Genomic DNA, 23,862 nt, shown 5'->3' on the forward strand with positions numbered 1-23,862 from the left:
GCGACCCGGTAGGGTCGGTCAGTAGCCCTCGACGCCCAACTCCTGGCAGATCCTGACCAGTTCGGGGTGCACGTACACGCCGTCGCGCTCGATGCACTCGCCGTCGAGATAGATCGACGGGCCGAGGACCGAGCCGTCGGTGTGGGCGGCGGACACCCAGGGCTCGCCGCCGATCCAGGCGCCCTTGGTGCCGATGCCGAGCTCGACGCAGCCGAAGACGCGCTCGTCCTCGACGATGCGGCCGGTCGGCGCGAGCACGCCCGGGTTGAAGCCGAGCGACCAGTGGGCGATGCGGTACATGTTCGGGTCGTCCCAGGACTCCATCCAGCGGCGGAAGACGTCCGCGTCCTGGCCGCCCTCGATCTTGGTGACGACGCCCTTCTCGACGGTGCAGCGCACCGGGGAGCGCAGCAGGCCGAGCTGGTCCGGCGGCCACAGCGCGCCGTCGAACACGAGGACGCCGTCCTGGGTCTCCTCCAGGGGGTTCCAGGAGATCTGCCCCGAGAGCATGACGGTCTCACCGGGCTTCTCGGCGGGCTTGCCGCGCAGGTTGATGGGCCGGTCCCCGTTGCGGCCGGTGATGTCGGTGCCGTTCGCGGAGGTGATGCGGACCTCGTCGGCCTGCTCCAGGAGGCGTACGAGGGCCTTGCCCAGGCGGATGACCCCGTCGAAGTCGGGGCGTCCCACGGTCGCCACGAGCATGTGGACGTCCATGGCCGTGAGGTTGGTGTAGCGGCAGCCGTTCGCCATCGCCGTACGGAAGGCGTCCGAGTGCATGACGTAGGAGACCGCGAACTCGATCCACACGTCGGCGTCCGCGATGGCACCGGCGACCGGGCGCGGCGGCTCCATGGAGGAGCTGGGCATCGTCTCGTACCAGACGACGACGGGGTGGGCGCCCGCCGCGGCGACGGCCTGCGCGGTCGCGTCGACGACACGGCGGTCGCTGCTGGTGTCGCCCGTCAGGACGACGTGCTCGCCTGGCTTGACCAGCATGACCTGCTCGACCAGCTTGCGGGCGGCGAGGGCGAGTTCGAAGCTCAGGTACTCGCCGCGGGGTTCGAGGCGGCTGAACATCTCCATGGGGGTACTTCTCCTTGCACGTGCGCTGCAGTGTGAACTGCGGTGGTGGGAAAGGGCGTTCAGCCGGCCTTGACGATCTGGGCCGAGTCGCCGAGTGAGCTGCCCGCGATGAGGCCGGCGCCGACGAGGTTGAGTTCCTCGTCCGCGCGGGGTCCGCGGACCCTGCGGTAGACGACGCGCACGGCGAGTGCGGCGAGGACCAGCCAGCAGGCGTTCGGGGTGAGGATCAGGAGGCCGGTCGCCAGCATCACGCCCATCTGCCGGCGGGGGCCGCCGAGCAGCTGGATCAGGGCTCCGGGAATCGCCCAGAGCAGCATGGTGCGCAGGACGCCCGGGTCACCGAGGCCGTGCTTCACGGTGTCCGCGTACACCTTGGCGACGGGCGGGATCAGGCCCTGGCGGAAGTACGACTGCCACAGGACGGCGACCACGACGAGGGCGGCGGCGAAGCCGATGAGCGCGGCGCGGAACTGCTCGCGGCGGCCCTCGCGCTCGTAGGGGTCCCAGGGGCTGTGGTCACGGCGCAGGAGCCAGCCGGCCTTGAGGTCGTAGCCCATGTCGGCGAAGGCGGGGCCGGTGGCGGACACGTAGCCGACGAGGAGGGCGAGCGGCACGGAGGGTATGCCGATGAGCAGGCCGAAGACGAGAAAGATCAGGGTGACGGCGAAGGACGGGAACCAGCCCGACTGCATCGCGGCGAGCCCGACGATCAGCTCGTGCACGAGGGCGGCGAACGCGGCGAACAGGACCCAGCCGACGAGGCCGAGGGGGCTCATGTCGCCGATCAGTCCGCCCGCGACGGCGAGGACGACGGCTCCGCCGGTGAACAGGGCGTAGCCCCGCAGGAGGGTGCGGCGCAGCGTGCGCTCGTCGACGGTGAAGGCGGTCGTGGGGTCCGCGGCGGGGCCGGCGGGTGCCTGGGGCTCGGCGCGGGCGGTCGTCCGCGAGGGGCGGCGTTGCACGAGCAGCCGGACCGCCTGGCCGAGGGCGACGACGCCCGCCCCGACCATCACGCCGTGCGGTACGTAGCCCGCGCCGAGGTCCGTGTGGAACAGGTCCGGGCTGAACTCCCGCAGTCCCAGGCCGACGCCGAACATCAGCAGGGCCCAGACGTTGCCGAGGAAGGCGACACCGGCGGCGGACAGGGGCATGCTCAGGAGGGTGCCGCCGAGCCCCACGAGGGTGCCCGCGCCCAGGACGAGGGCGCGCTTGCCGCCCTTGTCGCCGGCCTTGATGGTCTCGGCCGCGGCGGTGCCGGGCGGCCAGGCCGCGTCGGCGGGCAGGAGCCGGGAGCCGAACGCGCGGTAGAGCACCCAGGTGTCGATGAGCAGGCCGATGAACGCGCCCGCCAGCATCGGCCACACCAGGTCCTTGCGGCCGAAGACGTACGGCACGGCCACCGAGGTGAGCAGGGCGTTGGCGGAGGCGAAGGTGGCGGCGGAGATGGCGCTCTGGGCGAGGTTCTGCCGGTGCACCGAGCGCATCTTGCGCAGCCCGGCGACGGGGATGCGGCCGACCAGCATGGCGATGAGGGCGCCGACCACGGAGGTGTTGGCGGAGATGCCGAGCTTGGCGACGAGGTCGGCGCCGATGAGCGCGCCGACGACGGAGAGCGCGGCGAGCACGACGAGAACGACGGGTTCACGGACGCGGGGGTGTCCGGAGCCGGGGCTGTCCCCCGGGGGTGGTTCGGCGTTGACGGTGGTGACTGAGGTGTGGTGCGACACGGGACACCCCTTTGCGGGCAGGCGGGACCGGGCGGCGTGCGCGGGGCGGCGCACGGCGCGGGGACAGGTGAAGACAGGTATGGGGCTGATGCGGTGGGTGTGGCAGTTGCGATTCGGGGCCGGACCTGCCGGGAGCGCGGTCCGCGCCGGCCGGGAGCGGTGGGAGGGCGTCAGGGACCGAAGGCGGCCGTGGCCTCGTGTGCTCCCTCGACGACGAGCCGGGTGATGCGGTCGGCGTCGCGCACGATGCGGTGCGAGGGGCCGATGACCGTGAGCGACGCCGCGACGGTGCCGGCCTGGAACACGGGTGCCGCGATGGCCGCGACCGCCTCGTCGTACTCGCCGAGGCTGACGCTGTGGCCCTTCTCCCGTACGTCTCCATAGACGCGGAGCAGGTCGTCGAAGTCGGTGACGGTGTGGTCGTTGAAGCGCTGGAGTGGGGTCGCGCCGAAGATCTGCCGGATCTCCGCCTCGGGGTAGTGGGCGAAGATCGCGTGTCCGGAGGCTCCGGCGTGGCCGGGCATGAGGGCGCCGACTATCGCCGTGTAGCGGACGGGACCGGTGCCGTCGACGGCGGCGGCACAGCGGTAGCCGCTGCCGTTGGGCACGTTGAGGACGACGCTCTCGCCGGTCTCGCGCAGTAGGCCGGCGAGGACGGGCCGTACCAGGGACGGCAGGACGCCGCTGTGCTCCCCGACGCGGGCCAGCCGGGACACGGCGGGCCCGAGCCGGTAGCGCCGTGTCGTACTGTCACAGGTCAGGAACGCGCGTGCGGTGAGTGTGGCGAGAATGCGCTGGGCGACGGCCTTGTCCCAGCCGTGTTCCCTCGCGATCTCGCTCACGCCCCACTCGGGGCGGCGCTCCGTGAAGGAGAGCAGCGCGAGCAGGGCGCGATCGGCGCCCTGGAGGACTCCGGGTCCACCGGTCTTCGGGCTGTTCTCGGTCATCGCCCGCTCCTCCTGACGCCTGGTTCTCACTCCGGTTCGGTGCGCTGAGCGCAACGTCGTTGCGCTCAGCGGCGAGAACTATGGGTGTGCGGCATCGCAGGTGTCAAGGGTTTCCAGCCCTCGAATGAAACTCGGGGGGACGCCGTCGGCGCAGTCGGCTCAGCCCTGCGCGACCGGCAGGCTCAGCTCTGGGCGACCGGCAGGATCGTCCCCTGGGCCACGGCGCACAGCCTCTCCGCGCCCTCCTCGTCCACGGTCGACAGGTCGCAGCGGACGACGGCCTGGCGCCGGCCGCCGTGCACGACCTGGGCGCGGGCGACCAGGGTGCGGCCCGTGGCCGGGCGGACGTACTGGATGGAGAAGCCGCCGGTGAGCACGGCCGCGCCGAGGACGGTGCCGCCCGCGAACGTCAGCGCGTTGTCGGCGGCGTAGGACAGGACCCCGCCGTGCAGGAACCCGTTCTGCTGGTGCAGCTCCGGTCTGATGTCGACCTCGATGGTGGCCGCGCCGTCACCGAACGCGGTGAGCCGGGCGCCCACGAGACGGCTGAACGGCTGAGCGTCCAGGAGCTTCGCCGCCAGGGCGAGGTCCGGCTCCTGAGGGCTGTCGTTGTCGCGTGGTGCGGTCATGGAGGTCTCCGGGCAGGTCGGCTGGGGCGGGTACGGCCGGCCGGCCGTGGCGCACGCGGGGGCGTCGGTCACCACCGGACCGGCAGGCTTCGCACGCCCCGTATCAACATGCCGGGCAGCCAGTCGTCCGCCGGGCCGTCGAGTGCGAGCGCGGGGGCGCGGTCCAGGAGCGCGCGCAGCGCGATCTGGCCTTCGAGGCGGGCCAGGGGCGCGCCGAGACAGTGGTGAAGGCCGTGCCCGAAGGCGATGTGGCCCCGGGCGTCGCGCCGGATGTCGAAGCGGTCCGGCTCCGGGAAGCGCTCCGGGTCGTGGTCGGCGGCGGCCAGACCGACGAGGACGGCGGAGCCGCCGGGGATGACCGTGCCGCCGACCTCGGTGTCCTCGACCGTGAACCGGTACGTCGCGTTCTCCACGGGACCCTCGTACCGCAGCATCTCCTCGACGGCGCCGCCGAGGAGCGTCATGTCGGCGCGCAGCGCGGCGAGTTGGTCCGGGTGCATCAGCAGGGCGCGCACGCCGCCCGCGATCAGGTTCACCGTCGTCTCGTGGCCCGCGATGAGGAGGATGAAGGCCATGGCGCACAGCTCGTCGGGCGAGAGCCGGTCGCCGTCCTCCGCGGTCGTGCGGATCAGGGCGCTGAGCAGGTCGTCGGCGGGGGCCGACGCCCGCTTGTCCTCGATCAGGTCGCGCAGGTACGCGGCGAGTTCCACGAACGTCGCGTACTCGCCGTCGCGGTCGCTCGGCGCGACCACCTCGTTCGACATACGCCGGAAGTCGGCGCGGTCGATGTCCGGGACACCGAGGAGCTCGCAGATGACCGTGAGCGGCAGCGGGAAGGCGAACGACTCGACGAGGTCGGCGCGGCCGTGCGGGAGCATCGCGTCGAGCAGGTCGTCGGTGATGCGCTGGATGCGCGGGCGCAGCGACTCGACGCGGCGTGCGGTGAAGGCGCGGGTGACGAGGGAGCGCAGCCGCGTGTGGTGCGGCGGGTCGGTGATCAGCAGATGGGTGCCGATCAGCTCTTCGTCGAGGCCCGAGAAGCCCAGCTTGGCGGGGGACTTGACCAGGCGTGGGTCGGTGAGCGCGGCGCGCGCCTCCTCGTGCCCGACGATCAGCCACGCCTCGCCGTCGTCGGCGGGCTTGGGCAGCAGCACCCGGTGCACCGGGCCGCGGGCGCGCAGCTCCTCGTAGACGGGATACGGGTCGGCCGTGAAGCCCGCGTATCCGCCCAGATCGATCGCTTCCCCCATGGCGCCGCCCCTCGCTGTGACCCTGGCCCTCACCTTCTGCCGAATCTAACTCGCGCCACTGACGATCGGTTCCCGTGAGGTGATCGACGCGCCGCCCTCGGCGAGGAAGCGCGCGAGCGGCAGGGTCGCCGCGCCGACCGTCACGGCGTCGGGCCCGAGGCGCCCGAGTTCGATCGTGGTCTGCGCGTACGGGTGGCGCAGGGCGTACGCGGCGGCCGCCCGCCGGACCGGTTCGAGGAGTCGGGGGCCGAGGAGGAGCCCGGCCCAGCCGCCGACGACGATGCGCTCCGGGTTGAAGAGATTGACGAGGTCGGCGATGCCCGCTCCGAGGAACTCCGCTGTCTCGTCGAGGAGTTCACCGGCGCCGGGGTCGGCGAGGAGTTCGGCCAGCGCCCCTTCCTCGTCGGTCGAGGTCCAGTGGCCGCCGCTCTCGCGCCATCGTTCGAGCAGCGCCTCGGCACCCGCGTACGCCTCAAGGCAGCCACGCGCCCCGCACCGGCAGCGGCGGCCGCCGACCTGGAGCGTCGTGTGGCCCCACTCCCCCGCACTGCCGGACGAGCCCTGGTAGGGGACGCCGTCGGCGATGACGCAGGCGCCGACGCCGGAGCCGATGAGGGTGACGACGGCGGTGCGGGCGCCGCGGCCCGCGCCGAACCACATCTCGGCGAGACCCAGTGTCCTGGCGCCGTTGTCGACGAACAGGGGCAGTTCCGTGGGGAGTTCACCGCAGTCGCGGAGCATCGCTTCGAGAGGGACGGCGTCCCAGCCGATGGCCTGCCCGTGCACGACGGCCCCGACGGCGCCGCCCGCATCGGAGGCGTCGACGATGCCGGGCACGCCGATGCCGACGCCGATGAGGGCGTCCGGGGCGACCTGCGCCTCGCCGAGCACCTGCGCGAGGCCGGCCGCGACGATCCGTACGACGTCCTGTGCGTCATGGTGTCCGTCGGGCAACGGGGCGTCCACACGCGCGAGTTCGTTCAGGGTGAGGTCGAACAGCTCCACCCGTACGCGTGTCTCGCCGATGTCGACGCCGGCGAGGTGGCCGCAGTGCGGGGCGACGCGCAGGAGCGTACGCGGCCTGCCGCCGTCGGAGTCGACCGACCCGGCCTCCTCCAGGAGGCCGTCGGCGACGAGTTCGGAGACGACGTTGCTGATCGACCCCGAGCTGAGTGCGGTGAGGGGTCCCAACTCCTGTCGGCTGAGCGGTCCGTCGAAGTAGAGCTTGCGCAGCACCGTGGCGCGGTTGTTGCGTCTGAGGTCACGCACCGTGCGCCGGCGTGGTCCGGCCATCGTCATCCTCCCCCGTGCGGCGGACCCTGGACGCTGTTCGCCACACCCGGATCACGCTGTCACCCTCTCGACCGTAAACGATCGAGCTTGTTCGCTCTGTATCGTCTACACCTTGTCGCGCTCCCGACTGTCCCCTACGACGGGACGGTCACGGGTCGCATCTCCCCTTCGCCTCCGGCTGTGCCGCGGTGGCGGGGACGGGCATGGTGACAAATACCCACGCCGAGCGTGCGCGATCACGCACGTTGACCCCGGCGACGACGTCGGCGGGTCCAGCGAGAGCGCACCGACGACAACAAAAGTGGTCCCGAGCGGGCCGGTTGGCCTTCTCGGTATGGCCGCAGCGCGGGCAGCGCTGCGAGGTATAGGCCGCATCCACCTCAAGGAAAGCCACCCCGGCCTGTCGGGCTTTGTAGGCGAGGTGCCGGCCGAGCTGGCGGAAGGGCCAGGAGGAGAGCGTGCCGCGCTGGTCGCGTCGAAGCCGTACCCGGTCCCGGATCCCGCCGAGTTCCTCGACGGCGATGCCACGACCGGTGCGTTGCGCGACCGACACGATCTCCTTGCTGATGCGATGGTTCAGGTGGGTGGCATGCCGCTGCTCCTTCTTCGACCGCCGCGCCAGACGGCGGGTGGCCGAGCGCGTCTGCTTCTTCTGCAGCTCGGCCCGTTTGCGCGCGCACCAGTTCCGGTAGCGCCGCAAGCCGCGGCCCTGGTAGTTGACGCCGTCGGAGGTCGTGGCGAGGTTGACGATCCCGCGATCGACACCGATGAAGTCCACCGGCTCCCCAACATCAGGTTCGGGCAGGTCGCAGGTGGCGATCAGGAACCACTTCCCGCCGCGCTGCACAAGATCGGACTCGCCCTTGCGGTGCTCGTGCAGGACCTTCAGCTGGCCGGCGGAGCCGGTGTAGCGCAGGACCTTCATCCGGCCCTCGACCGTCCAGATCGACACGGTGAGTGCATCCTGCTGCCAGGACAGGCAGCGGTCGTCGAACGGCTGCGCCGCCTCGGGCCGGAAGCTGACCGGGCTGCTCATCGCCCTGCGGTAGCGCTTCGAGGTGGCCTTCCCCAGGATCCCGGCCCTGGCCTGGGCGGCCAGCGCGGCGTAGGCGTCGACGACCTTCTTCACCACCCGCACCGCGGGCTGCGCCGACAGTCCGAAGGTCGCCTTGATGTCCGTGTAGAGGAGTTTCTGCAGCCCGTTGCAGTCCTTCACACCCGTGTCGAACGCGACGGACGCGACGTGGGTGGCGGCCCTGTTGCAGACGCGCAGGGTCGCTTCCAGAGCCGCCGCCTGCTCCGGCGTCGGCAGCAGCTTGACCTGCACCACCAGCTTCATGACACCTGACGCTAAAACCAACCCCCGCACACACAAACGACTTTCGCATTCCTGTCCGCGATCCAGTGACACCCTGGACGGGTGTTCGCCTGTCCCGGCGCCGCCGGGCAGAACCGATCGCGGGCGCTCCGCGCCCTTACGAAACCGACGGGCTATTTACCCGTGCCGCGCGGGTCAGTCGTCCAGAAGTCCCGCGTCGTGTGTGAGGAGGGCGATCTGGACTCGGTTGTTCAGGCCGAGCTTCGCGAGGATGCGGGAGACGTGCGCCTTGACGGTGGCGACACTCATGTAGAGCTCGGCGGCGATCTCCGCGTTGGCGGCGCCGCGGCCCACGGCGACGGCCACCTCCCGCTCACGGTCGGCCAGTTCGGCGAGCCGTTCACGCGCGCGTGCCCTGCGGTCCCGCTGCGGGTCGGGGCCGGTGGCCCGCGCGATGAGCTGCCGGGTCACGGTCGGCGACAGGACGGGCGCTCCGGAGGCGACCCGGCGGACCGCCTCGACGATCTCGGCGGGCGCGGTGTCCTTGAGGACGAAACCCGCGGCCCCGGCGCGCAGTGCGCGCAGTACCTGTTCGTCGGCGTGGAACGTGGTGAGGACGATGACCTCGGGTGCGTCGGGGTGAGCCCGCAGCGCCTCGGTCGCGGCGAGCCCGTCCACGTCCGGCATGCGGATGTCCATGAGGACGACGTCGGGACGGGTCTCGGCGACGAGGGCGGGGACCTCCAAGCCGTCGCCCGCCTGGCCGACGATCTCGATGTCGGACGCGCCCCCGAGCATGAACGAGAGCCCCGCGCGCACGAGCGGGTCGTCGTCGACGAGAAGCACCCTGATCGGTTCCACCGCACTCATCCAGTCCCGCCTTCGCGCCCTCGTACCGCAGCCGTCACCGTCGCCGCCGCCACCGTCCCCGGGGGTCACCGTAGCGAGGCGGTGATCACCTGGTCCACGGGTGCCCGCCGCGGGCGGGGGTCACCCGGGCCACGGCAGCCACGCCTCGATCGCGAAGCCTCCGTCGTCGGAGGCGCCGTGGCCGAGGCTGCCACCGGCCAGGGTCGCGCGCTCCGTGAGGCCGATCAGGCCCTGGCCCGAGCCGGGCACGTGCGGGACCTCGCCGGGGGGCGGCGGGTTGCGGACCGAGACGGTGACGCCGTCGCCCGGCGCGCCGGAGACGACGACCACGACCTCGGCGCCGGGGGCGTGCTTGCGGGCGTTGGTCAGTCCCTCCTGGACGATGCGGTAGGCGGTGCGGCCGACGGACGCGGGGACGGCGTCCGGGGCGGCGACCCGGTGGTCGAGGACGATCTTCATGCCCGCCTCGCGCGACTCGGCGACCAGGGCGTCGAGCGCGGCCAGCGTCGGCTGGGGCCGCCCCGACTCCTCTCCGTGGTCGTCGGCCCGCAGGACGCCGATGATCTCGCGCAGGTCCTGGAGCGCCTCGCGGGCGCTCTCGCGGATGACGCCGGCCGCGCGGGCGACCTCCTTCTGCGGGGCGTCGGGCCGGAACTCCAGGGCGCCCGCGTGGACGCTGAGCAGCGTGAGCCGGTGGGCGAGCACGTCGTGCATCTCGCGGGCGATGGCCTCACGGGCGAGGCGCTGCGCCTGCTCGGCCCGCAGTCCGGCCTCGGTCTCGGCGCGCCGCGCCCGGTCGCGCAGCGACAGCAGGAGCTGGCGCCGGGAGCGTACGAACATGCCCCAGCCGACGACGGTGATCGTCAGGACGATCGTGAAGGCGACGGAGACGAGGTACGGCGAGTCCGGGTCCGGCCGGATCCAGAAGAAGAACGGGATCAGGGCGCAGGAGGCGCCGGCGACCCAGGCGACGTATCGGAAGGGGCGGTGCACGGCGAGGGTGAAGACGGCGACGAGGGTGGCGCCGCCCGCGCTGTTCGACACCATGCTGACGGCCGACAGCGCGACGGCCAGGCCCATGGGCCACCGCCTGCGCAGCCACACGGAGGCACAGGCGAGAGCGCCGAGCCACTGGTCGAGGTCGGCGAGGCCCTCGGAGGTGTTCGGGTCGTTCGAGACGGAGTGGGCGCCGAGCAGGCCGATGCCCACGGCGACACCGAAGGAAGTGAAGTCGACGACCCAGTCGCGCAGGGTGCGGCGCCTGCGGCCGGGGCGGCCGTCCGGGTCCAGGTCGAGCTCGTCGGCGACGGCCGAGGGCAGCATCCTGCGCCGCCACCGGTACCGCTCTCCCGGTGGGGTCGCATCTGTCCGCTCCTGAACCTCCATGGTCGACAAATCTACGCACCCGGGGCGCCCGGGACCGCCCCGTGGAGCGGACCGTGGACGAAAGTCGCGGCGGCCGGTACTTCGGTAGGCACGCTCCTGCGGAAGTCGCGTCCTGCGGCGGGACGCGCCTCGCCCCGCGGCCGATGTGCGTGGGAGGTCCGCGGGGCGAGGTTGTCACCTATGAAGAAGGTTCTGGAGTTCATCGGCGCGATCGCGCTCATTCAGGGCGCGATCGGCCTGCTGCACGAGTTCACCGGATGGCTGAGCTGGGGCGTCGTCCAGCACCTCGGCTTCCTCGACGGCCACGAGGTGTACGGGAGCATCGCGCTGACCGTGCTCGCGTTCGCCCTGTTCGCCGCGTCGGAGAGCATCAGGAGCTGACGGCGCCGGTCACCGCGGACGGTTCAGCAGCCGCGGTCGACGAGGTCGAACGTCGCGTAGTGGTCGCCGGTGTAGTAGTCCTCCTGGGACTGCTCACCGGTGACGATGCGGCGGGCGCCGCGGGTCGGGGAGCCGGGAGTGATGACCGTGTACTCGTGGTAGTAGCCGGTGGACTGCGAGGGCAGGACGCCTTCCCTGTTCTGGAAGACGACGCCGTCCTGGTCGTACGGGTAGGGGCCACCCTGCTCGATGAGGTCGAGGGTGTCGTGGGCCTGGGAGGGCAGCGCCGAGTAGCAGATGTCGCCGACGGCGGTCACGGAGTACGTGACGGGGGCCGGGGCCGCGGTGGCCGAGCCGGCGAGGACGGGGCCGCCGATGAGCAGGGCGGCGGCGAGGGCAGTGACACTGGCGATTCGTGGGGGGATTCGCATGGCCCTAGTGTGACGCGCGTAGAGCATGACGTGTCAACGTCAAGTCAGGGGAGTTTTCCGGAAGTTAACCGATCGGAGGCGCCGCTTCAGGCGCGCCCGGGGAGCGTTCGGCGCCCGATCGGGGCCTGATCGCCGTGCGTCCGGGGCGGTGTCTCAGGCGGTGGCCCGACGCCCCCATGCCGTCCCTGCCAGCACGAACACGGCTCCCGACAGGCCCAGCAGTCCCAGGCGTTCGCCGCCGATGACGATGCCGGCCGTCGCGGCCCACAGCGGCTCCGTACCGAGGAGCAGACTCACCCGGGACGGTGACGTCCGGTGGACCGCCCACATCTGTACGAAGAAGGCGAAGAGCGTACAGAAGACGGACAGGAAGACGAGCCCCGCCCACTCGCGCGCGCCGAAGTCCGCGGCCGCATCCCACGGCGCGGCGCCTGTCCCCGGCACCGCGCACAGGAGGGCGAACACGACCACGGAAGAGCCCAGTTGGACCGTCGTCAGGGGCAGCGCGTCCGCGCCCCGCACGGACTTCATCCGGGCCATGGCAAGGACGTGGACGGTACGGGCGAGTGCCGCGAGCAGCATCAGGAGGTCACCGGCCGACGGGGCCGTGAAGCCGCCGCTCTGGGTGAGCAGGACGACGCCCGCCACCGAGACGGCCGCCGCGGCGAGGAACGTCCGGGACGGCCGGATCCGGGTCACCGCGGCCTCCGCGAGGGGCGTGAAGATCATGGTGAGGCTGATGATGAGGCCCGCGTTCGTCGCGGAGGTGTGGACGACGCCGTAGGTCTCCAGAAGGAAGATCCCGCTGAGGATCAGCCCGAGGAGTCCCGCCCCGCGCCACTGCGCCGCGCGCAGCCCGCGCAGCGCGCCCCACCCGGCGACGGCGAGCGCCGGAAGGACGGCGCCGAAGCGGAGCACGAGCACCGCGAGGACGGTGGTCTGTGTGGTGATGCCCTTGGCCGCGAGATAGCTGGCTCCCCAGACGACGGCCACGAGGAGAACGGGCAGGTCGGTGAGCCAGGCGCGGCGGGGCGCGGCGACGGTGAGCGTGGTCAAGGTGCGGTCTCCGGCGGCGTACGGCGGGCGTGGAGACGGCGGCGGCTCGCACGGGGGCGGCTCACCGTACCCGCGGCAAGATCGTCCGGGCCAGCGCTTTCCGCCCACCGGGCCGGCTCGGGCCACCGGGCCGACTCGGGACTTTCGCCTGATCCGGACGAGAGGCCCTGGCCGCACCCACGCCCCGCACCCACCCACCCACCCACAACTCATCGGTCTGCCCGCGTGGCCGGGGGCTGCGGCATAGGTGTCCGTTTGCCGCCAGCGCCAGGGACCGCCCGTCCATTTACTTGAAGTCATAACAACCGATGGCTTCAGGAGGACCCATGAACGGCAGGGCAGCACTCGTCACCGGTGGCAGCCGTGGCATCGGCGCGGCTACCGCGCTGCGGCTCGCCCGCGAAGGCGCGGATGTGGCGGTCACCTACGTGAACGGCAAGGAGGCCGCCGAGGAGGTCGTGCGGCGCATCGAGGCCATGGGCCGGCGCGGCCTCGCCCTGCGCGCCGACTCGGCGGACGCCCACGAGGCGGCCGGCGCCGTGGAGCAGGCGGCGGAGGCGTTCGGCAGGCTCGACGTGCTGGTGAACAACGTGGGCCTGGGGGTGCTCGGACCTCTGGAGGGCTTCTCCCTCGCCGAGATCGACCACGCGCTCGCGGTGAACGTGCGCGGTGTCCTGCTGGCCTCGCAGGCCGCCGCGACGCGGCTGTCCGACGGCGGCAGGATCGTCACCGTCGGCACCTGCATGGCCAAGCGCGTACCGGGTCCCGGCGGGACGGTGTACACGACGACCAAGGCGGCCCTGATCGGCCTGACGAAGGCGCTTGCGCGCGAGTTGGGCGGCCGCGGCATCACGGCGAACATCGTCCACCCGGGGCCGATCGACACCGACATGAACCCGGCGGACGGCCCTTACGCCTCGGGCCAGACGGCTTCCGTCGCGCTGGACCGATTCGGCACGGCCGACGAGGTGGCGTCGATGGTCGCCTATCTCGCGGGCCCCGAGGCCACGTACATCACGGGCGCGGAGTTCGCCGTGGACGGCGGGCACGCGGCGTGACGTGATGCGCGCGGGGGCGTACCGGTGCTGTCGGGCCGGTACGCCCCCGCGCGGGTCTGCGGGAGGGACGGGATCAGCCGCCGAGCTCCTGGTGGCGGGCCGTCAGGCGGGCCGTGCCCTCGTCGGTCAGCGAGCCGAACAGGCGCAGGCGGGAGATGCCGCCGTCCGGGTAGATGTCCACGCGCGCGTGGGTACCGACCGCGGGGGTGTCGAGCACGAAGCGGTGGTTGGTGTCGGGCTGCAGGCGTGTACGGGGCAGGACCTCGACCCACGCGGCTTCGTCGGTGGACTCGCCGTCGCGCACCGAGACCGAGGCCCAGCCCGCCGAGTTGCCCTTGAGGTACGCGGTGTCGATCTCCAGGGCGCGGATCTGCGACTGGGCGACCAGGCGGTAGCTGATCCAGTCGTTGCCCTGGTCGCGTCGGCGGCGGGTCTCCCAGCCGTCGTCCATCTTGCGGGAGCGACCCGGCTGGATGGTGTTGCTCGCGGGCGAGTAGAAGAGGTTGGAGGCGTCCTCGGCGCTGCCGCCGTTCTCCAGGGCGACGACGTCGAAGGTGCCGAGGGTGGCGAGCCACTTGGGGTCGGGCACGACCTCGCCGTGGACGCGCAGGCGGGCGATGCCGCCGTCGGGGTGCTGGTTGACGCGCAGGTGCGTGAAGCGCTGCTCCACGTCGACGGCGAAACCGTTGGCCGCGTGGCCGCCGACCGCCGTGCGCGGTACGAGCGTCGTCCACTTGACGTCGCCCGACAGGAGCTCCTCCGGGGTGGGCGCGCCCTCGACGGACGCGGCCTCGACGGAGACGGCCTGCGGGTAGTTGCCGCGGAAGTGGGCGGTGTCGACGATGATGCCGCGGATCACGCCGGGGGCGCCGAGCCGGACGAGCGCCCAGTCGTGGTCCTCGGCGGTCGGCCACGGGTGGTCCGCGCCGGTGCCGCGGCGACGGCGGGTCTCCCAGCCGTCCATGATCTTGCCCTTGTGGCCGAAGTGCTCGGGGTCGAACTCGGCGCGCTCGGGCACGAGGAGGTTCTCGCGCTGGGCGAAGAACTCGTCGTTGGCGGCGATGACGCCGGCGCCGAGCTGCCGCGCGGCGAGGTCGGCGTACTGCGTGAACGGGAAGTCGGAGGTGCGGTAGTCGGCGTAGGGGTCCCCGCCGCCGTAGGGGTTCGCGTCGCCGGTGAAGCCGGGTATCGCCGTCACAGTGATCAGTTGTTCCTTTCGAGGAGCTTGCCGGCGGGAGCGGTGAACTCGCCTTCGGCGACGATGCGCTCACCGCGCAGCCAGGTCGACTTCACGACGCCGTGCAGCGTCTTGCCCGCGTAGGCGGTGACGCGGTTGCGGTGCTGCAGCTCGGCCGGGTCGACGGTGAACGTCTCCTCGGGGGCGAGGACCGCGAAGTCGGCGTCGCGGCCGGCGGCGATGGCGCCCTTGCGGTCGTCGAGGCCGACCAGCTCCGAGGTGCGCGAGGACATCCAGCGCACCACGTCGTCGAGGGAGTGGCCGCGCTTGCGGGCCTCGGTCCAGATGGCGGAGAGACTCAGCTGGAGGCCGGAGATGCCGCCCCACGCGGTGGCGAAGTCGTCGGTCTTCAGGTCGGCGGTCGACGGCGAGTGGTCGGTGACGACGCAGTCGATGGTGCCGTCGGCGAGCGCCTGCCACAGCAGGTCCTGGTTGGCGGCCTCGCGGATGGGCGGGCAGCACTTGAACTCGCTCGCGCCGTCCGGGACTTCCTCGGCGGTGAGCGTGAGGTAGTGCGGGCACGTCTCGACGCTGAGCTTGACGCCCCCCGCCTTGGCCTCGGCGATCAGCGGCAGCGCGTCGGAGGAGGACAGGTGCAGGATGTGGACGCGGGCGCCGATCCGCTTGGCGGTGTCGATGAGCCCCTTGATCGCGACGTCCTCGGAGATCCGCGGCCGGGTCGCGAGGTAGTCGTCGTACTTGGGACCGCTGTTGTGCGGGGCGACGTCCAGCTCGTGCGGGTCCTCGGCGTGCACGATGAGCAGGCCGCCGAACCCGGCGATCTCCGCCATGGAGGCGGTGAGCTGGTCACCGTTGAGGTGCGGGAACTCGTCCACGCCGGACGGCGAGAGGAAGCACTTGAAGCCGAAGACACCGGCGTCGTGCAGCGGACGCAGGTCCTTGACGTTGTCGGGCAGCGCGCCGCCCCAGAAGCCGACGTCGATGTGCGCCTTGGCGGCGGCGACGTCCTGCTTGGTGCGGAGGTTGGCCGCGGTCGTCGTCGGCGGCAGCGAGTTGAGCGGCATGTCGACGATCGTGGTGATGCCGCCGGCCGCGGCGGCGCGGGTGGCCGTCCAGAAGCCCTCCCACTCCGTGCGCCCCGGGTCGTTCACGTGGACATGGGTGTCCACGAGGCCGGGCATGAGGACATCGTCACCGAAGTCCTCGACCCGGGCGCCGGCCGGTACGTCCGCGTCGTGCGGAAGGACGGCGGCGATCTTTCCCCCGGCGACGGCGACCGACGCCGGCCGCGTGCCTTCGGGGGTGATGACGCGGGTCGAGCGCAGCACCAGTTCGACGTCGGACACCCGAGCCCCTCTCAGTAAATTCAACGTTCTGTTGAAGGAGTTTTCACTCCGGTCCAGGGTCCGTCAAGACCCGTCTCGTACGGGGCGACGCCGTCCTGGACGTTTCCACAAAGTGGAATTAGAATTCCGTAAGCCAGAACGTAGCTATCTACGACGACACCGTCAAGAGAACACGGGTACGGCCCGGCGACACCCGGACAAAGACGCCCTGACCGGCCGGAACAACCCGGGCCGTGCCACACCCCCCGCGGTGACCGCCGGGTAGGCTGCAGCCTTGCCCTTCCGCCCCGAAAGGAACGCGCCCGTGCCGACGTCAAGCGCCAGCACCAAGTCCTCTGGCCCTTCCGCCCCGACCGGCGGAGTCCAGTCCCTCGAGCGCGCCTTCGACCTCCTGGAGCGGATGGCCGACGCCGGGGGCGAGGTGGGTCTCAGTGAGCTCTCCGCGAGCAGCGGCCTTCCCCTGCCGACGATCCACCGACTGATGCGCACCCTGGTCGCCTGCGGCTACGTGCGCCAGCAGACCAACAGGCGCTACTCGCTCGGCCCCCGCCTGATCCGCCTCGGCGAGTCCGCCTCCCGCCTGCTCGGCACCTGGGCCCGCCCCTATCTCGCCCGCCTCGTCGAGGTGACCGGTGAGACGGCGAACATGGCGCTGCTCGACGGGGACGAGATCGTGTACGTCGCGCAGGTGCCGTCCAAGCACTCGATGCGGATGTTCACCGAGGTGGGCCGTCGCGTCCTGCCGCACTCGACGGGCGTGGGCAAGGCCCTGCTCGCCGACACCCCGGCCAACGAGGTGCGCGCGCTGCTCGCGCGGACCGGCATGCCGGCCGCCACGGAGAAGACGATCACGACACCCGAAGGCTTCCTCGACGCGCTCGCCGAGGTGCGCACCGCCGGGTACGCGGTCGACGACAACGAGCAGGAGATCGGTGTGCGCTGCCTCGCCGTCTCCGTGCCCAACTCCCCCACGGCCGCCGCGATCTCGATCTCGGGGCCGGCGGGCCGCGTCACCGACGCGGCGACCGAGAAGATCGTGCCGGTGCTTCAGCAGGTCGCCGAAGAGCTGTCGGTGGCGCTGTCGAGCTCCGGGGTGGGCGTGTAGCGGGCACCGCCCGCGGTGTCACGGGACGGGTCGGCCTTCGTGAGCCGCCCGTCCACCATTTCGCACACCTCGTCCGCGACCGCGAGATGCGCCCGGTCGTGCGTGACCAGGACCGTCGCGGTGCCGCGCTGCCTCGTGAGGCGGGCGAGCAGATCCAGTACGGCCGCCCCGCGCTCGTGGTCGAGGGCGCTCGTCGGCTCGTCCACGAGCAGGACCGACGGCTCGTTCATCAGGGCGCGGGCGATGTTGACGCGCTGGCGCTGACCGCCGGACAGCTGGTGGGGGCGGCGCCGAGCCTGGTCCGTGAGCCCGACCGCGGCCAGCAACTCCCCTGCCCTCTCCCGCACTTCGCGCGGCTTGCGGCCGTCCAGGTGGGCCATGACCTGGAGCTGTTCGAGGGCGGTCAGGGACGGCAGCAGATTGGGCTGCTGGAAGACGATGCCGAGGGAGCGGCGGCGCAGCTCGGCGCGTTCGGCCGGGCCGATCGAGTCCGTCGGCGTGCCGCCCACCGTCACGGTGCCGCTGTCGGGCGTGACCAGCGTCGCCGCGACCGCGAGGAGGCTGGACTTGCCCGAGCCGGACGGGCCGACGACGGCGGTGACCGTGCCGGCCGGGACGTGCAGCGTGACCCCGTCGAGCGCCGTGATGCGGCCGTCGCCGTCCGGGTAGGTCAGGGTGATCTCGTCTAGGTCGAGGCTCATCGGGCGCTCCCGAGTGCGGTGAGGGGGTCGACGGCGGTGATGCGCCGGATGGACAGGGCGGCGCCGGCCGCGCCGAGGACGGTCATGACGGCGGCCGGGCCGAGCGTGGTGAGCGGCTCCATGACGAACGGCACGCTGTCGGGCACGAAGACGGCGACGAGCGCCGCGAGTGCCGTACCGAGAGCAGTACCGCCGACGAGCATGACCACGGCCTGCCCGAGCGCGTCCTTGAGCAGATAGGGCGTCGAGGAGCCGAGAGCCTTGAGGACCGCGATGTCGCCGCTGCGCTGGATCGTCCACACGGTGAAGAAAGCGCCGATGACCATCGCCGAGATGACGAAGAGGAAGCCCCGCATCAGCTGGAGCGAGCCGTTCTCGGCCTGGTAGGACCCTATGGCCTCCAGCGCCCCGTCGACGGTCCGCGTCTCGGTGCCCGCGGCCCGGTCCGCGGCGCCCAGGTCGGCGCCGTCCCCGGTGCGCAGGGCGATCACCGTGGCCTGCTCCCCGGAGCGCTGCCCGCCCGGCGCCACGCTCTGCCAGTCACCGAGGTCGATCCAGACGACGGGCGTGTGACTGTACGAGGCGTCGCCCGCGACCGCGCTCACCGTGAGGGACGTGCCGGACAGGGCGATACGGTCACCGGGCCCCGCGCCCAGATCGTCCGCCGCCTGCTGGGACAGGACGGCCGTGCCGGGCGCCGTCGTGTCGGGCGCGAGCCCCGAGCGGGGCCGCACACCGAACGCGGACACGGCCGCCGTGTGATGGCCCGCTTCGGCGTTGACGGTGCTGATTCCGAGCGGCTGCGCGCTGTCGACCCCCGGGCTCGCGGCGAGCGCGCGCCACTGCCCGGCCGCGACCGTCGACCCGGTGAACGACACCGCCTGGCCGTCCGGGGGCCGGGCGAAGGCCAGACGGTCGGCGGCCAGCCCGGTCAGCGCCGAGGTGTTGTCCCGGGCCAGGCCCGCGGTCAGGCCGGACAACAGGCCGACAAGCAGCGTGATCAGCACGACCACGCTTCCCATCAGCGCGAACCGGCCCTTGGCGAACCGTAGATCTCTCCATGCGACGAACATGGTCCCCAGCCTGCGGCCGGGCCCTCGTCCCGGGCATCGCGCCACAGCACGCTTCACCCGGATCGAAGGAAGGAGCCACCTTTCAAACTTTCGGTTGACCGCGGGCCGGGATCTTCTGCCTACGCTGGTGACGGTATGGATCCACGTTCCCTGACCCCCGTTCTGCGCGTCCTGCGCCTGTGCCTGCATCTGCTGATGGCCGGGCTGCTCGTGCTGGTCGCCGGCCGGGCACTGGCCGGGGACTCCACGGGGGCGGGCGCCGTGGTGGCCGCCGCGGTCGTGATGGCCGTCGTGTACGGCGCGGGCCCGCTGATCCCGGCCGTACGGGCCACGCGGGCGGGGGCGGCGCTGTGGCTCGGGGCGCTGTGCGCGGTGTGGCTGGTGCTCCTCGCCCTCTCCCCCGACGGCCTGTGGCTGGCGTTCCCGCTGTACTTCCTCGAGCTGCATCTGCTGCCCGCCCGCTGGGGCGTGCCCGCCGTGACGCTCACCGCGGGCGCGGCCATCGCCTCGTACGTGCGTCATGGGCAGCCTCTCAACCCGGGGGCGTTCATAGGGCCGCTCCTCGGCGCGGCCGTGGCCGTGGCGACGGTCATCGGCTACCAGACGCTGTACCGCGAGAGCGAGCGCAGACGGCACCTGATCGAGGAGCTGATGGCGACGCGCGCCGAACTCGCCGCCGCCGAGCGCACGGCGGGCACCCTCGCCGAGCGGGAGCGACTGGCCCGCGAGATCCACGACACCCTCGCGCAGGGCCTGTCCTCGATCCAGCTCCTGCTGCGCGCGGCCCAGCGCGCGCTGCCGCCGCAGTCCCCGGCCGCCCCGCACATCGAACAGGCGCGCGCGGCCGCCCAGGACAACCTGGCGGAGGCCCGCCGTTTCGTACGGGCCCTGTCCCCGCCGGACCTGGACAACGGGTCGCTCGCCGGGGCCCTGGAGCGGCTGTGCGCGACAGCTCCCGGGCTCACCGTCCGCTTCACGGAAAGCGGCACGCCGGCCGGGCTGCCGACGCCGTACGAGGTCGCGCTGCTGCGCATCGCGCAGTCGGCCCTCGCCAACACCGTGCGGCACGCGGGTGCGCGCCGAGCCGAGATCACCCTCAGCTTCATGGACACGGCCGTGGCGCTCGACATCGTGGACGACGGGCGCGGCTTCGACCCCGCGTCGGCCCCGGCCGGTGACGGCGGGTTCGGCCTGCCCGCGATGCGCTCACGCGCCGAGTCCCTCGGGGGCACGTTCACGGTGGAGTCGGCGCCGGGTCAGGGCACGGCTGTCGCGATCACGCTCCCTCTTCCGGTGGCGGGAGGGGTGGCATGAGCATCCGGCTCCTGCTCGCCGACGACCACCCCGTCGTACGCGCCGGGCTCCGCGCGGTCCTCGACGCCGAACCCGACTTCGAGATCGCCGCGGAGGCCGCCACGGCGGAACGGGCCGTGGAGCTCGCCGCGGCCGGCGGGGTCGACGTCGTCCTCATGGACCTCCAGTTCGGCGCCGGCATGCACGGCTCGGAGGCGACCGCGGCCATCGCGGCGAGGCCCGGTGCGCCGCGCGTCCTCGTCCTGACCACGTACGACACGGACGCGGACATCCTGGCCGCGGTGGAGGCGGGCGCGTCCGGCTATCTGCTGAAGGACGCGCCGCCGGAGGAGCTCGCGGCGGCGGTCCGCACGGCGGCCTCCGGCCAGTCCGCGCTCGCGCCCGCGATCGCGCACCGCCTGATGGACCGCATGCGGGCCCCGGCCGAGGCGCTCAGCCGCCGCGAGCTGGAGGTCCTCCAGCTCGTCAGGGACGGCCTGTCGAACCAGCGGATCAGCAAGGAACTGTTCCTCAGCCAGGCGACGGTGAAGTCCCATCTGGTGCACATCTACGCCAAGTTGGGCGTCGATTCACGCACGGCGGCGGTCGCCGCGGCCACCGCGCGCGGCCTGATGCGCCGCTGACCCGCCTGCCGGACCCCCAACGCCGCGAAGTCACCCGCACCCACCCACCGCAGCCCATGCCATCCCGGCACCAGCACCATCAGCACCACCGGCCGACGCGCACCCCACGCCCACGCCGGGGATCCACGCAACGACCATCACCGCCCGCAAGCTCACGCGGCGCTGCGCCCGGTCACCCTGTCCGACCCACCGCCGCGAAATCACCTGCGGTCACCCACCGCAGCCATACCGCCCCAGCACCGTCAGCACCACCGGCCGACGCGTCCCACGCCCACGCCGGGGATCCGCCCAGCGACCGTCACCGGCCGCGGGCCCACGCGGCGCTGCGCCCGGTCACCCCGCCGGACCCGCCGCCGCGAAGTCATGTGCGCTCGCCCGGCGCAGCGCGCGCAGCTCGTGCCGTGCCAGCGGCGGCGCGGGCACGGTCAGGACCGGGCAGCCGGCGTGTGCGACGACGTAGCGGTGGATCCGGCCGCGCCACATGCGGCGCGGCCGGACGCCGATGACGAGCAGGTCGTCCGGGCCCGCCACCGCGTCGCGCAGGGCGCGGCCCGGCCTGGCCCTGACCACACGGCGTACCAGGTCCACGTCCCGGGGCGGCCCGCCGAGGGCCTCGGCGAAGGCGCGGTCGAGGCGGGCGCGGGCCTCTCCGTGCCAGTGCCGGGCCCACTGCCGGTCGGGGCGGCGGGCGTACATGCCCTCGCCCTCGGGCGGCTCCCAGGCGAGGACGGCGACGAGGACCCGGCCCGAGCGGCGCGCCTGCTCGGCGGCCGCGCGCAGCGCCGCGAGCCCGCCGAGCGAGTCGCTCACCCCGACGACGACCCGCCCGGCCACTGTCTCGGGGCGCCGGGCCACGACCCCGGTCACGGCTTCCTCCCCTTGCGCCGCTTCCCGTTCACGAGCGCGCGCACCCAGGCGCCCGCCGGGCGTACGGTGCGCGCTTCCGCCCGACGCTGCATCTCCCGTTCGAAACGGTCCGTGACACAGCCCGCCCCGTATCCGTCCATGGCATGCCTCCTCAGCCGCTCCCCAGGCCAAAGCCTCTGACCTCTGTCGAGTCTGTACGCTGATTGGCCTGGACAGCAGGGCCAATAACGGAGAGTTGGCATGGCAGGCAATCGAGTGGTCCACGCCTTGAACACTCCGGGCGCGGACAGCATGAACAGATCCCTGGGCAGCCGCCGCCTCGCCGGCCTCCTGGCGGTGACCGCCGGGGAGAGGCCCGGCTACCGCGCCCTCGCCCAGGGCGTGCGCACCCTGCTGCTCGACGGTCGTATCCCGCTGCACACCCGGCTGCCCGCCGAGCGCGAGCTGGCCACGGCCCTAGGGGTCAGCCGCGCCACGGTCACCGCCGCCTACGACCTGCTGCGCGAGGGCGGCTACGCCCGCAGCAGGCGCGGCGCGGGCACCTGGACCGAGCTGCCCGAGGGACAGCGGCCCGCCAGCGTGGCCGTCTTCCCCACGGGCGACGACGTGATCGACCTCGCCGTCGCGGCGCCCGGCGCGCCCGAGGCGGAACTCGCCGACGCGCTCGCCGCCGCGAGCACACTGCTGCCCCGGCACGCGTCGACGCCCGGCTACCACCCGTACGGACTTCCCGAGCTGCGGGCCGCGGTCGCCGAGCGGTTCACTCGGCGCGGCCTGCCGACGCTCCCCGAGCAGATCCTCATCACCTCGGGCGCCCAGCAGGCGGTGTCGCTCACCCTGGGGCTCCTCGCGAGGGCGGGCGACCGCGTCCTGGTCGAGAACCCCTCGTACCCGAACGCCCTGGACGCGCTGAACAGGGGCGGGATGCGGGCCACGCCGGTGCCGGTCACGGACGGCGGCTGGGACACGGACCTGTTCGAGTCGGCGCTGCGGCAGACCGCGCCGCGGCTCGCCTATCTGATCCCGGACTTCCACAATCCGACCGGGCGGCTGATGCCGCGCGAGCAGCGGGTGCGGCTCCTCGATGCGGCGCGGGCGACCGGGACCTGGCTGGTCGTGGACGAGACGGTCGCCGACATCGCGCTGGACGTGCCAGCGCCCGCGCCGTTCGCCTCGCTCGCCGCGCACGGCGCGGGCGAACAGGTCGTCACCGTGGGCTCGTTGAGCAAGTCGCACTGGGGCGGGCTGCGTATCGGCTGGGTGCGGGCCGGGTCGCGGCTCATCACGGAACTGGCCACGGCACGGGTGCCGTTCGACATGTCGGGTTCCGTGCTCGACCAGCTCGTCGCGCTGCGGCTGCTCGACCGGATGGACGAGGTCCTGAGCGAGCGCCTGCCGCGGATGCGGGCCCAGCGGGACGCGCTCGCCGAGGACCTGGCGCGTGAACTGCCGGAGTGGCGCTGGCAGTTGCCGCCGGGCGGCCTGTCGCTCTGGATCGACCTGGGCCGCCCGATCGCCTCGGCCCTCGCCCGGGCCGCCCTGCGGCACGGGGTACGTATCGAGGGCGGCTCCCGCTTCGGCGCGGACCCGGGCACGCACGAGCACCGGCTGCGCTTCCCCTACACCCAGCCTCCCGAGGTCGCCAGGGAGGCGGTGCGCCGCCTGGCGCAGACACTCGCGGACGGCCTCGGCGCGACGGGGGACGAGCCGGGCCGGCCCCACTGGGTGGCGTGACACCGGACTGAGGGACCGTCAACCCGCTTACGAGGTCAGTGCAGTGGCGGCCCGCCGAACAGCTCCACCGCGTTCCGCACATCCCCGAGGCCCTTCGCCAGGGCACTGACCGAGCCGATCGCGCCCGCGATGAGCAGCAGGGAGCGGCGCAGGCGCGGGATCTCGGGGAGGCCGCCGGCGGCCATCGCGTCCAGGGCGGCCAGTTCGTCCTCGGCGACGGCCCGGTCGGGGAACTCGGCCGGATGGGCGGCCAGTTCACGGCGCAGCCTGGACACCGCGGTGCGTAACTCCGCCACCCGCGGATCCTCTTCCCTGACCGCCACCAGCTTCTGCCCCACGCTCCGCAACACCGCTCTCCCCCCTCGCACGCCTTTGTGCGACCGCGAACGTGCGCGTTCCGCACGCCGTACGCCTTCCGCAGCCCCGGCGGGGCGTCGGCCGGACTCGCCACATCGGGGTCGCCGGCCAGTAA

General features: G+C 72.8%; 24 protein-coding genes. 6 read left to right on the top strand and 18 right to left on the bottom strand.

All coding sequences use genetic code 11. From position 1 onward, the window contains the following. Positions 1–18: 18 nt before the first annotated feature. The 9 genes from OHO83_RS12610 to OHO83_RS12650 form a co-directional block, all read right to left on the bottom strand. Positions 19–1,083 (bottom strand): hypothetical protein, encoded by a 1,065-nt coding sequence (locus tag OHO83_RS12610; protein ID WP_330279451.1) that lies wholly within the window; start codon positions 1,081–1,083, stop codon positions 19–21. Between the two features lie 59 nt (positions 1,084–1,142). Further along, positions 1,143–2,810: an OPT/YSL family transporter gene (locus OHO83_RS12615; protein ID WP_443066044.1), complete on the bottom strand. Its 1,668-nt coding sequence runs from the start codon at positions 2,808–2,810 to the stop codon at positions 1,143–1,145. A 170-nt stretch (positions 2,811–2,980) separates the two neighbouring features. Further along, positions 2,981–3,757 (bottom strand): IclR family transcriptional regulator, encoded by a 777-nt coding sequence (locus OHO83_RS12620; protein WP_266675254.1) that lies wholly within the window; start codon positions 3,755–3,757, stop codon positions 2,981–2,983. 182 nt (positions 3,758–3,939) lie between these two features. Next, complete coding sequence (locus tag OHO83_RS12625; protein ID WP_266675253.1) at positions 3,940–4,386, bottom strand: PaaI family thioesterase; 447 nt, start codon at positions 4,384–4,386, stop codon at positions 3,940–3,942. Between the two features lie 68 nt (positions 4,387–4,454). After that, positions 4,455–5,636: a cytochrome P450 family protein gene (locus OHO83_RS12630; protein ID WP_330279452.1), complete on the bottom strand. Its 1,182-nt coding sequence runs from the start codon at positions 5,634–5,636 to the stop codon at positions 4,455–4,457. A 45-nt stretch (positions 5,637–5,681) separates the two neighbouring features. Next, entirely contained in the window at positions 5,682–6,929 is a 1,248-nt protein-coding gene (locus OHO83_RS12635) for an ROK family transcriptional regulator (protein ID WP_329433512.1), read from the bottom strand. Positions 6,930–7,077: 148 nt separating this feature from the next. After that, positions 7,078–8,340 (bottom strand): RNA-guided endonuclease InsQ/TnpB family protein, encoded by a 1,263-nt coding sequence (locus OHO83_RS12640; protein ID WP_330279453.1) that lies wholly within the window; start codon positions 8,338–8,340, stop codon positions 7,078–7,080. Between the two features lie 102 nt (positions 8,341–8,442). After that, positions 8,443–9,117, bottom strand: a complete 675-nt coding sequence (locus OHO83_RS12645) for a response regulator transcription factor (protein WP_330279454.1) — start codon at positions 9,115–9,117, stop codon at positions 8,443–8,445. A 120-nt stretch (positions 9,118–9,237) separates the two neighbouring features. After that, complete coding sequence (locus OHO83_RS12650) at positions 9,238–10,503, bottom strand: histidine kinase (protein WP_330279455.1); 1,266 nt, start codon at positions 10,501–10,503, stop codon at positions 9,238–9,240. A gap of 180 nt (positions 10,504–10,683) precedes the next feature. On the opposite strand from OHO83_RS12650, the gene OHO83_RS12655 reads away from it, so the two are divergent. Beyond that, the gene (locus OHO83_RS12655; protein ID WP_330279456.1) at positions 10,684–10,884 is read left to right on the top strand and encodes a hypothetical protein; all 201 of its coding nucleotides are present in this window, start codon (positions 10,684–10,686) and stop codon (positions 10,882–10,884) included. Positions 10,885–10,907: 23 nt separating this feature from the next. Here the strand turns inward: OHO83_RS12655 and OHO83_RS12660 are convergent, their stop codons facing one another. Then, positions 10,908–11,315 (bottom strand): ribonuclease, encoded by a 408-nt coding sequence (locus OHO83_RS12660; protein WP_266675246.1) that lies wholly within the window; start codon positions 11,313–11,315, stop codon positions 10,908–10,910. A 153-nt stretch (positions 11,316–11,468) separates the two neighbouring features. After that, positions 11,469–12,371 carry a DMT family transporter gene (locus OHO83_RS12665; protein ID WP_266675245.1) on the bottom strand — a complete coding sequence of 301 codons (903 nt, stop codon included), beginning with the start codon at positions 12,369–12,371 and terminating at the stop codon, positions 11,469–11,471. A 326-nt stretch (positions 12,372–12,697) separates the two neighbouring features. Between OHO83_RS12665 and OHO83_RS12670 the strand changes: the two genes are divergently transcribed. Beyond that, positions 12,698–13,429, top strand: coding sequence for an SDR family oxidoreductase (locus OHO83_RS12670; RefSeq protein WP_329433517.1), 732 nt, complete (start codon positions 12,698–12,700; stop codon positions 13,427–13,429). 73 nt (positions 13,430–13,502) lie between these two features. On the opposite strand, the gene alc is transcribed toward OHO83_RS12670, so the two are convergent. Next, positions 13,503–14,627 carry an allantoicase gene (gene alc / locus OHO83_RS12675; RefSeq protein ID WP_266675243.1) on the bottom strand — a complete coding sequence of 375 codons (1,125 nt, stop codon included), beginning with the start codon at positions 14,625–14,627 and terminating at the stop codon, positions 13,503–13,505. Between the two features lie 5 nt (positions 14,628–14,632). Then, positions 14,633–15,973 (bottom strand): allantoinase AllB, encoded by a 1,341-nt coding sequence (gene allB / locus OHO83_RS12680; protein WP_266675242.1) that lies wholly within the window; start codon positions 15,971–15,973, stop codon positions 14,633–14,635. A 304-nt stretch (positions 15,974–16,277) separates the two neighbouring features. Between allB and OHO83_RS12685 the strand changes: the two genes are divergently transcribed. Further along, positions 16,278–17,078 carry an IclR family transcriptional regulator gene (locus OHO83_RS12685; protein WP_330279457.1) on the top strand — a complete coding sequence of 267 codons (801 nt, stop codon included), beginning with the start codon at positions 16,278–16,280 and terminating at the stop codon, positions 17,076–17,078. Here OHO83_RS12685 and OHO83_RS12690 read toward each other — a convergent pair. Together OHO83_RS12690 and OHO83_RS12695 are read right to left on the bottom strand one after the other, a co-directional pair. Continuing rightward, positions 17,021–17,779 carry an ABC transporter ATP-binding protein gene (locus OHO83_RS12690; RefSeq protein WP_330279458.1) on the bottom strand — a complete coding sequence of 253 codons (759 nt, stop codon included), beginning with the start codon at positions 17,777–17,779 and terminating at the stop codon, positions 17,021–17,023. The two genes, OHO83_RS12685 and OHO83_RS12690, sit on opposite strands and share 58 nt — an antisense overlap. Continuing rightward, positions 17,776–18,852 carry an ABC transporter permease gene (locus OHO83_RS12695; RefSeq protein ID WP_266675240.1) on the bottom strand — a complete coding sequence of 359 codons (1,077 nt, stop codon included), beginning with the start codon at positions 18,850–18,852 and terminating at the stop codon, positions 17,776–17,778. The genes OHO83_RS12690 and OHO83_RS12695 overlap by 4 nt, the downstream gene beginning before the upstream one ends. Positions 18,853–18,987: 135 nt before the next feature. Here OHO83_RS12695 and OHO83_RS12700 point away from each other — a divergent pair, with 135 nt between their 5' ends. Both OHO83_RS12700 and OHO83_RS12705 read left to right on the top strand, forming a co-directional pair. Then, positions 18,988–20,166 (top strand): sensor histidine kinase, encoded by a 1,179-nt coding sequence (locus OHO83_RS12700; protein ID WP_330279459.1) that lies wholly within the window; start codon positions 18,988–18,990, stop codon positions 20,164–20,166. Continuing rightward, positions 20,163–20,789 carry a response regulator gene (locus OHO83_RS12705; RefSeq protein ID WP_266675238.1) on the top strand — a complete coding sequence of 209 codons (627 nt, stop codon included), beginning with the start codon at positions 20,163–20,165 and terminating at the stop codon, positions 20,787–20,789. Before OHO83_RS12700 ends, OHO83_RS12705 begins: the two co-directional genes overlap by 4 nt. 333 nt (positions 20,790–21,122) lie before the next feature. Here OHO83_RS12705 and OHO83_RS12710 read toward each other — a convergent pair whose 3' ends face one another. Then, a complete protein-coding gene (locus OHO83_RS12710) occupies positions 21,123–21,656 on the bottom strand; it encodes a universal stress protein (protein WP_329433523.1) in 534 nt (177 codons plus the stop codon). Beyond that, positions 21,653–21,796 (bottom strand): hypothetical protein, encoded by a 144-nt coding sequence (locus tag OHO83_RS12715; protein WP_328542119.1) that lies wholly within the window; start codon positions 21,794–21,796, stop codon positions 21,653–21,655. Before OHO83_RS12715 ends, OHO83_RS12710 begins: the two co-directional genes overlap by 4 nt. A 100-nt stretch (positions 21,797–21,896) precedes the next feature. Here OHO83_RS12715 and yczR point away from each other — a divergent pair, with 100 nt between their 5' ends. After that, entirely contained in the window at positions 21,897–23,390 is a 1,494-nt protein-coding gene (gene yczR / locus OHO83_RS12720) for a MocR-like transcription factor YczR (protein WP_266675236.1), read from the top strand. 35 nt (positions 23,391–23,425) lie between these two features. Here the strand turns inward: yczR and OHO83_RS12725 are convergent, their stop codons facing one another. Next, positions 23,426–23,740 carry a DUF5955 family protein gene (locus OHO83_RS12725; RefSeq protein ID WP_329433525.1) on the bottom strand — a complete coding sequence of 105 codons (315 nt, stop codon included), beginning with the start codon at positions 23,738–23,740 and terminating at the stop codon, positions 23,426–23,428. Between the last annotated feature and the right edge of the window lie 122 nt (positions 23,741–23,862).

Origin of the sequence: Streptomyces sp. NBC_00569 (genome assembly GCF_036345255.1) — a bacterium.
GTDB lineage: Bacteria > Actinomycetota > Actinomycetes > Streptomycetales > Streptomycetaceae > Streptomyces.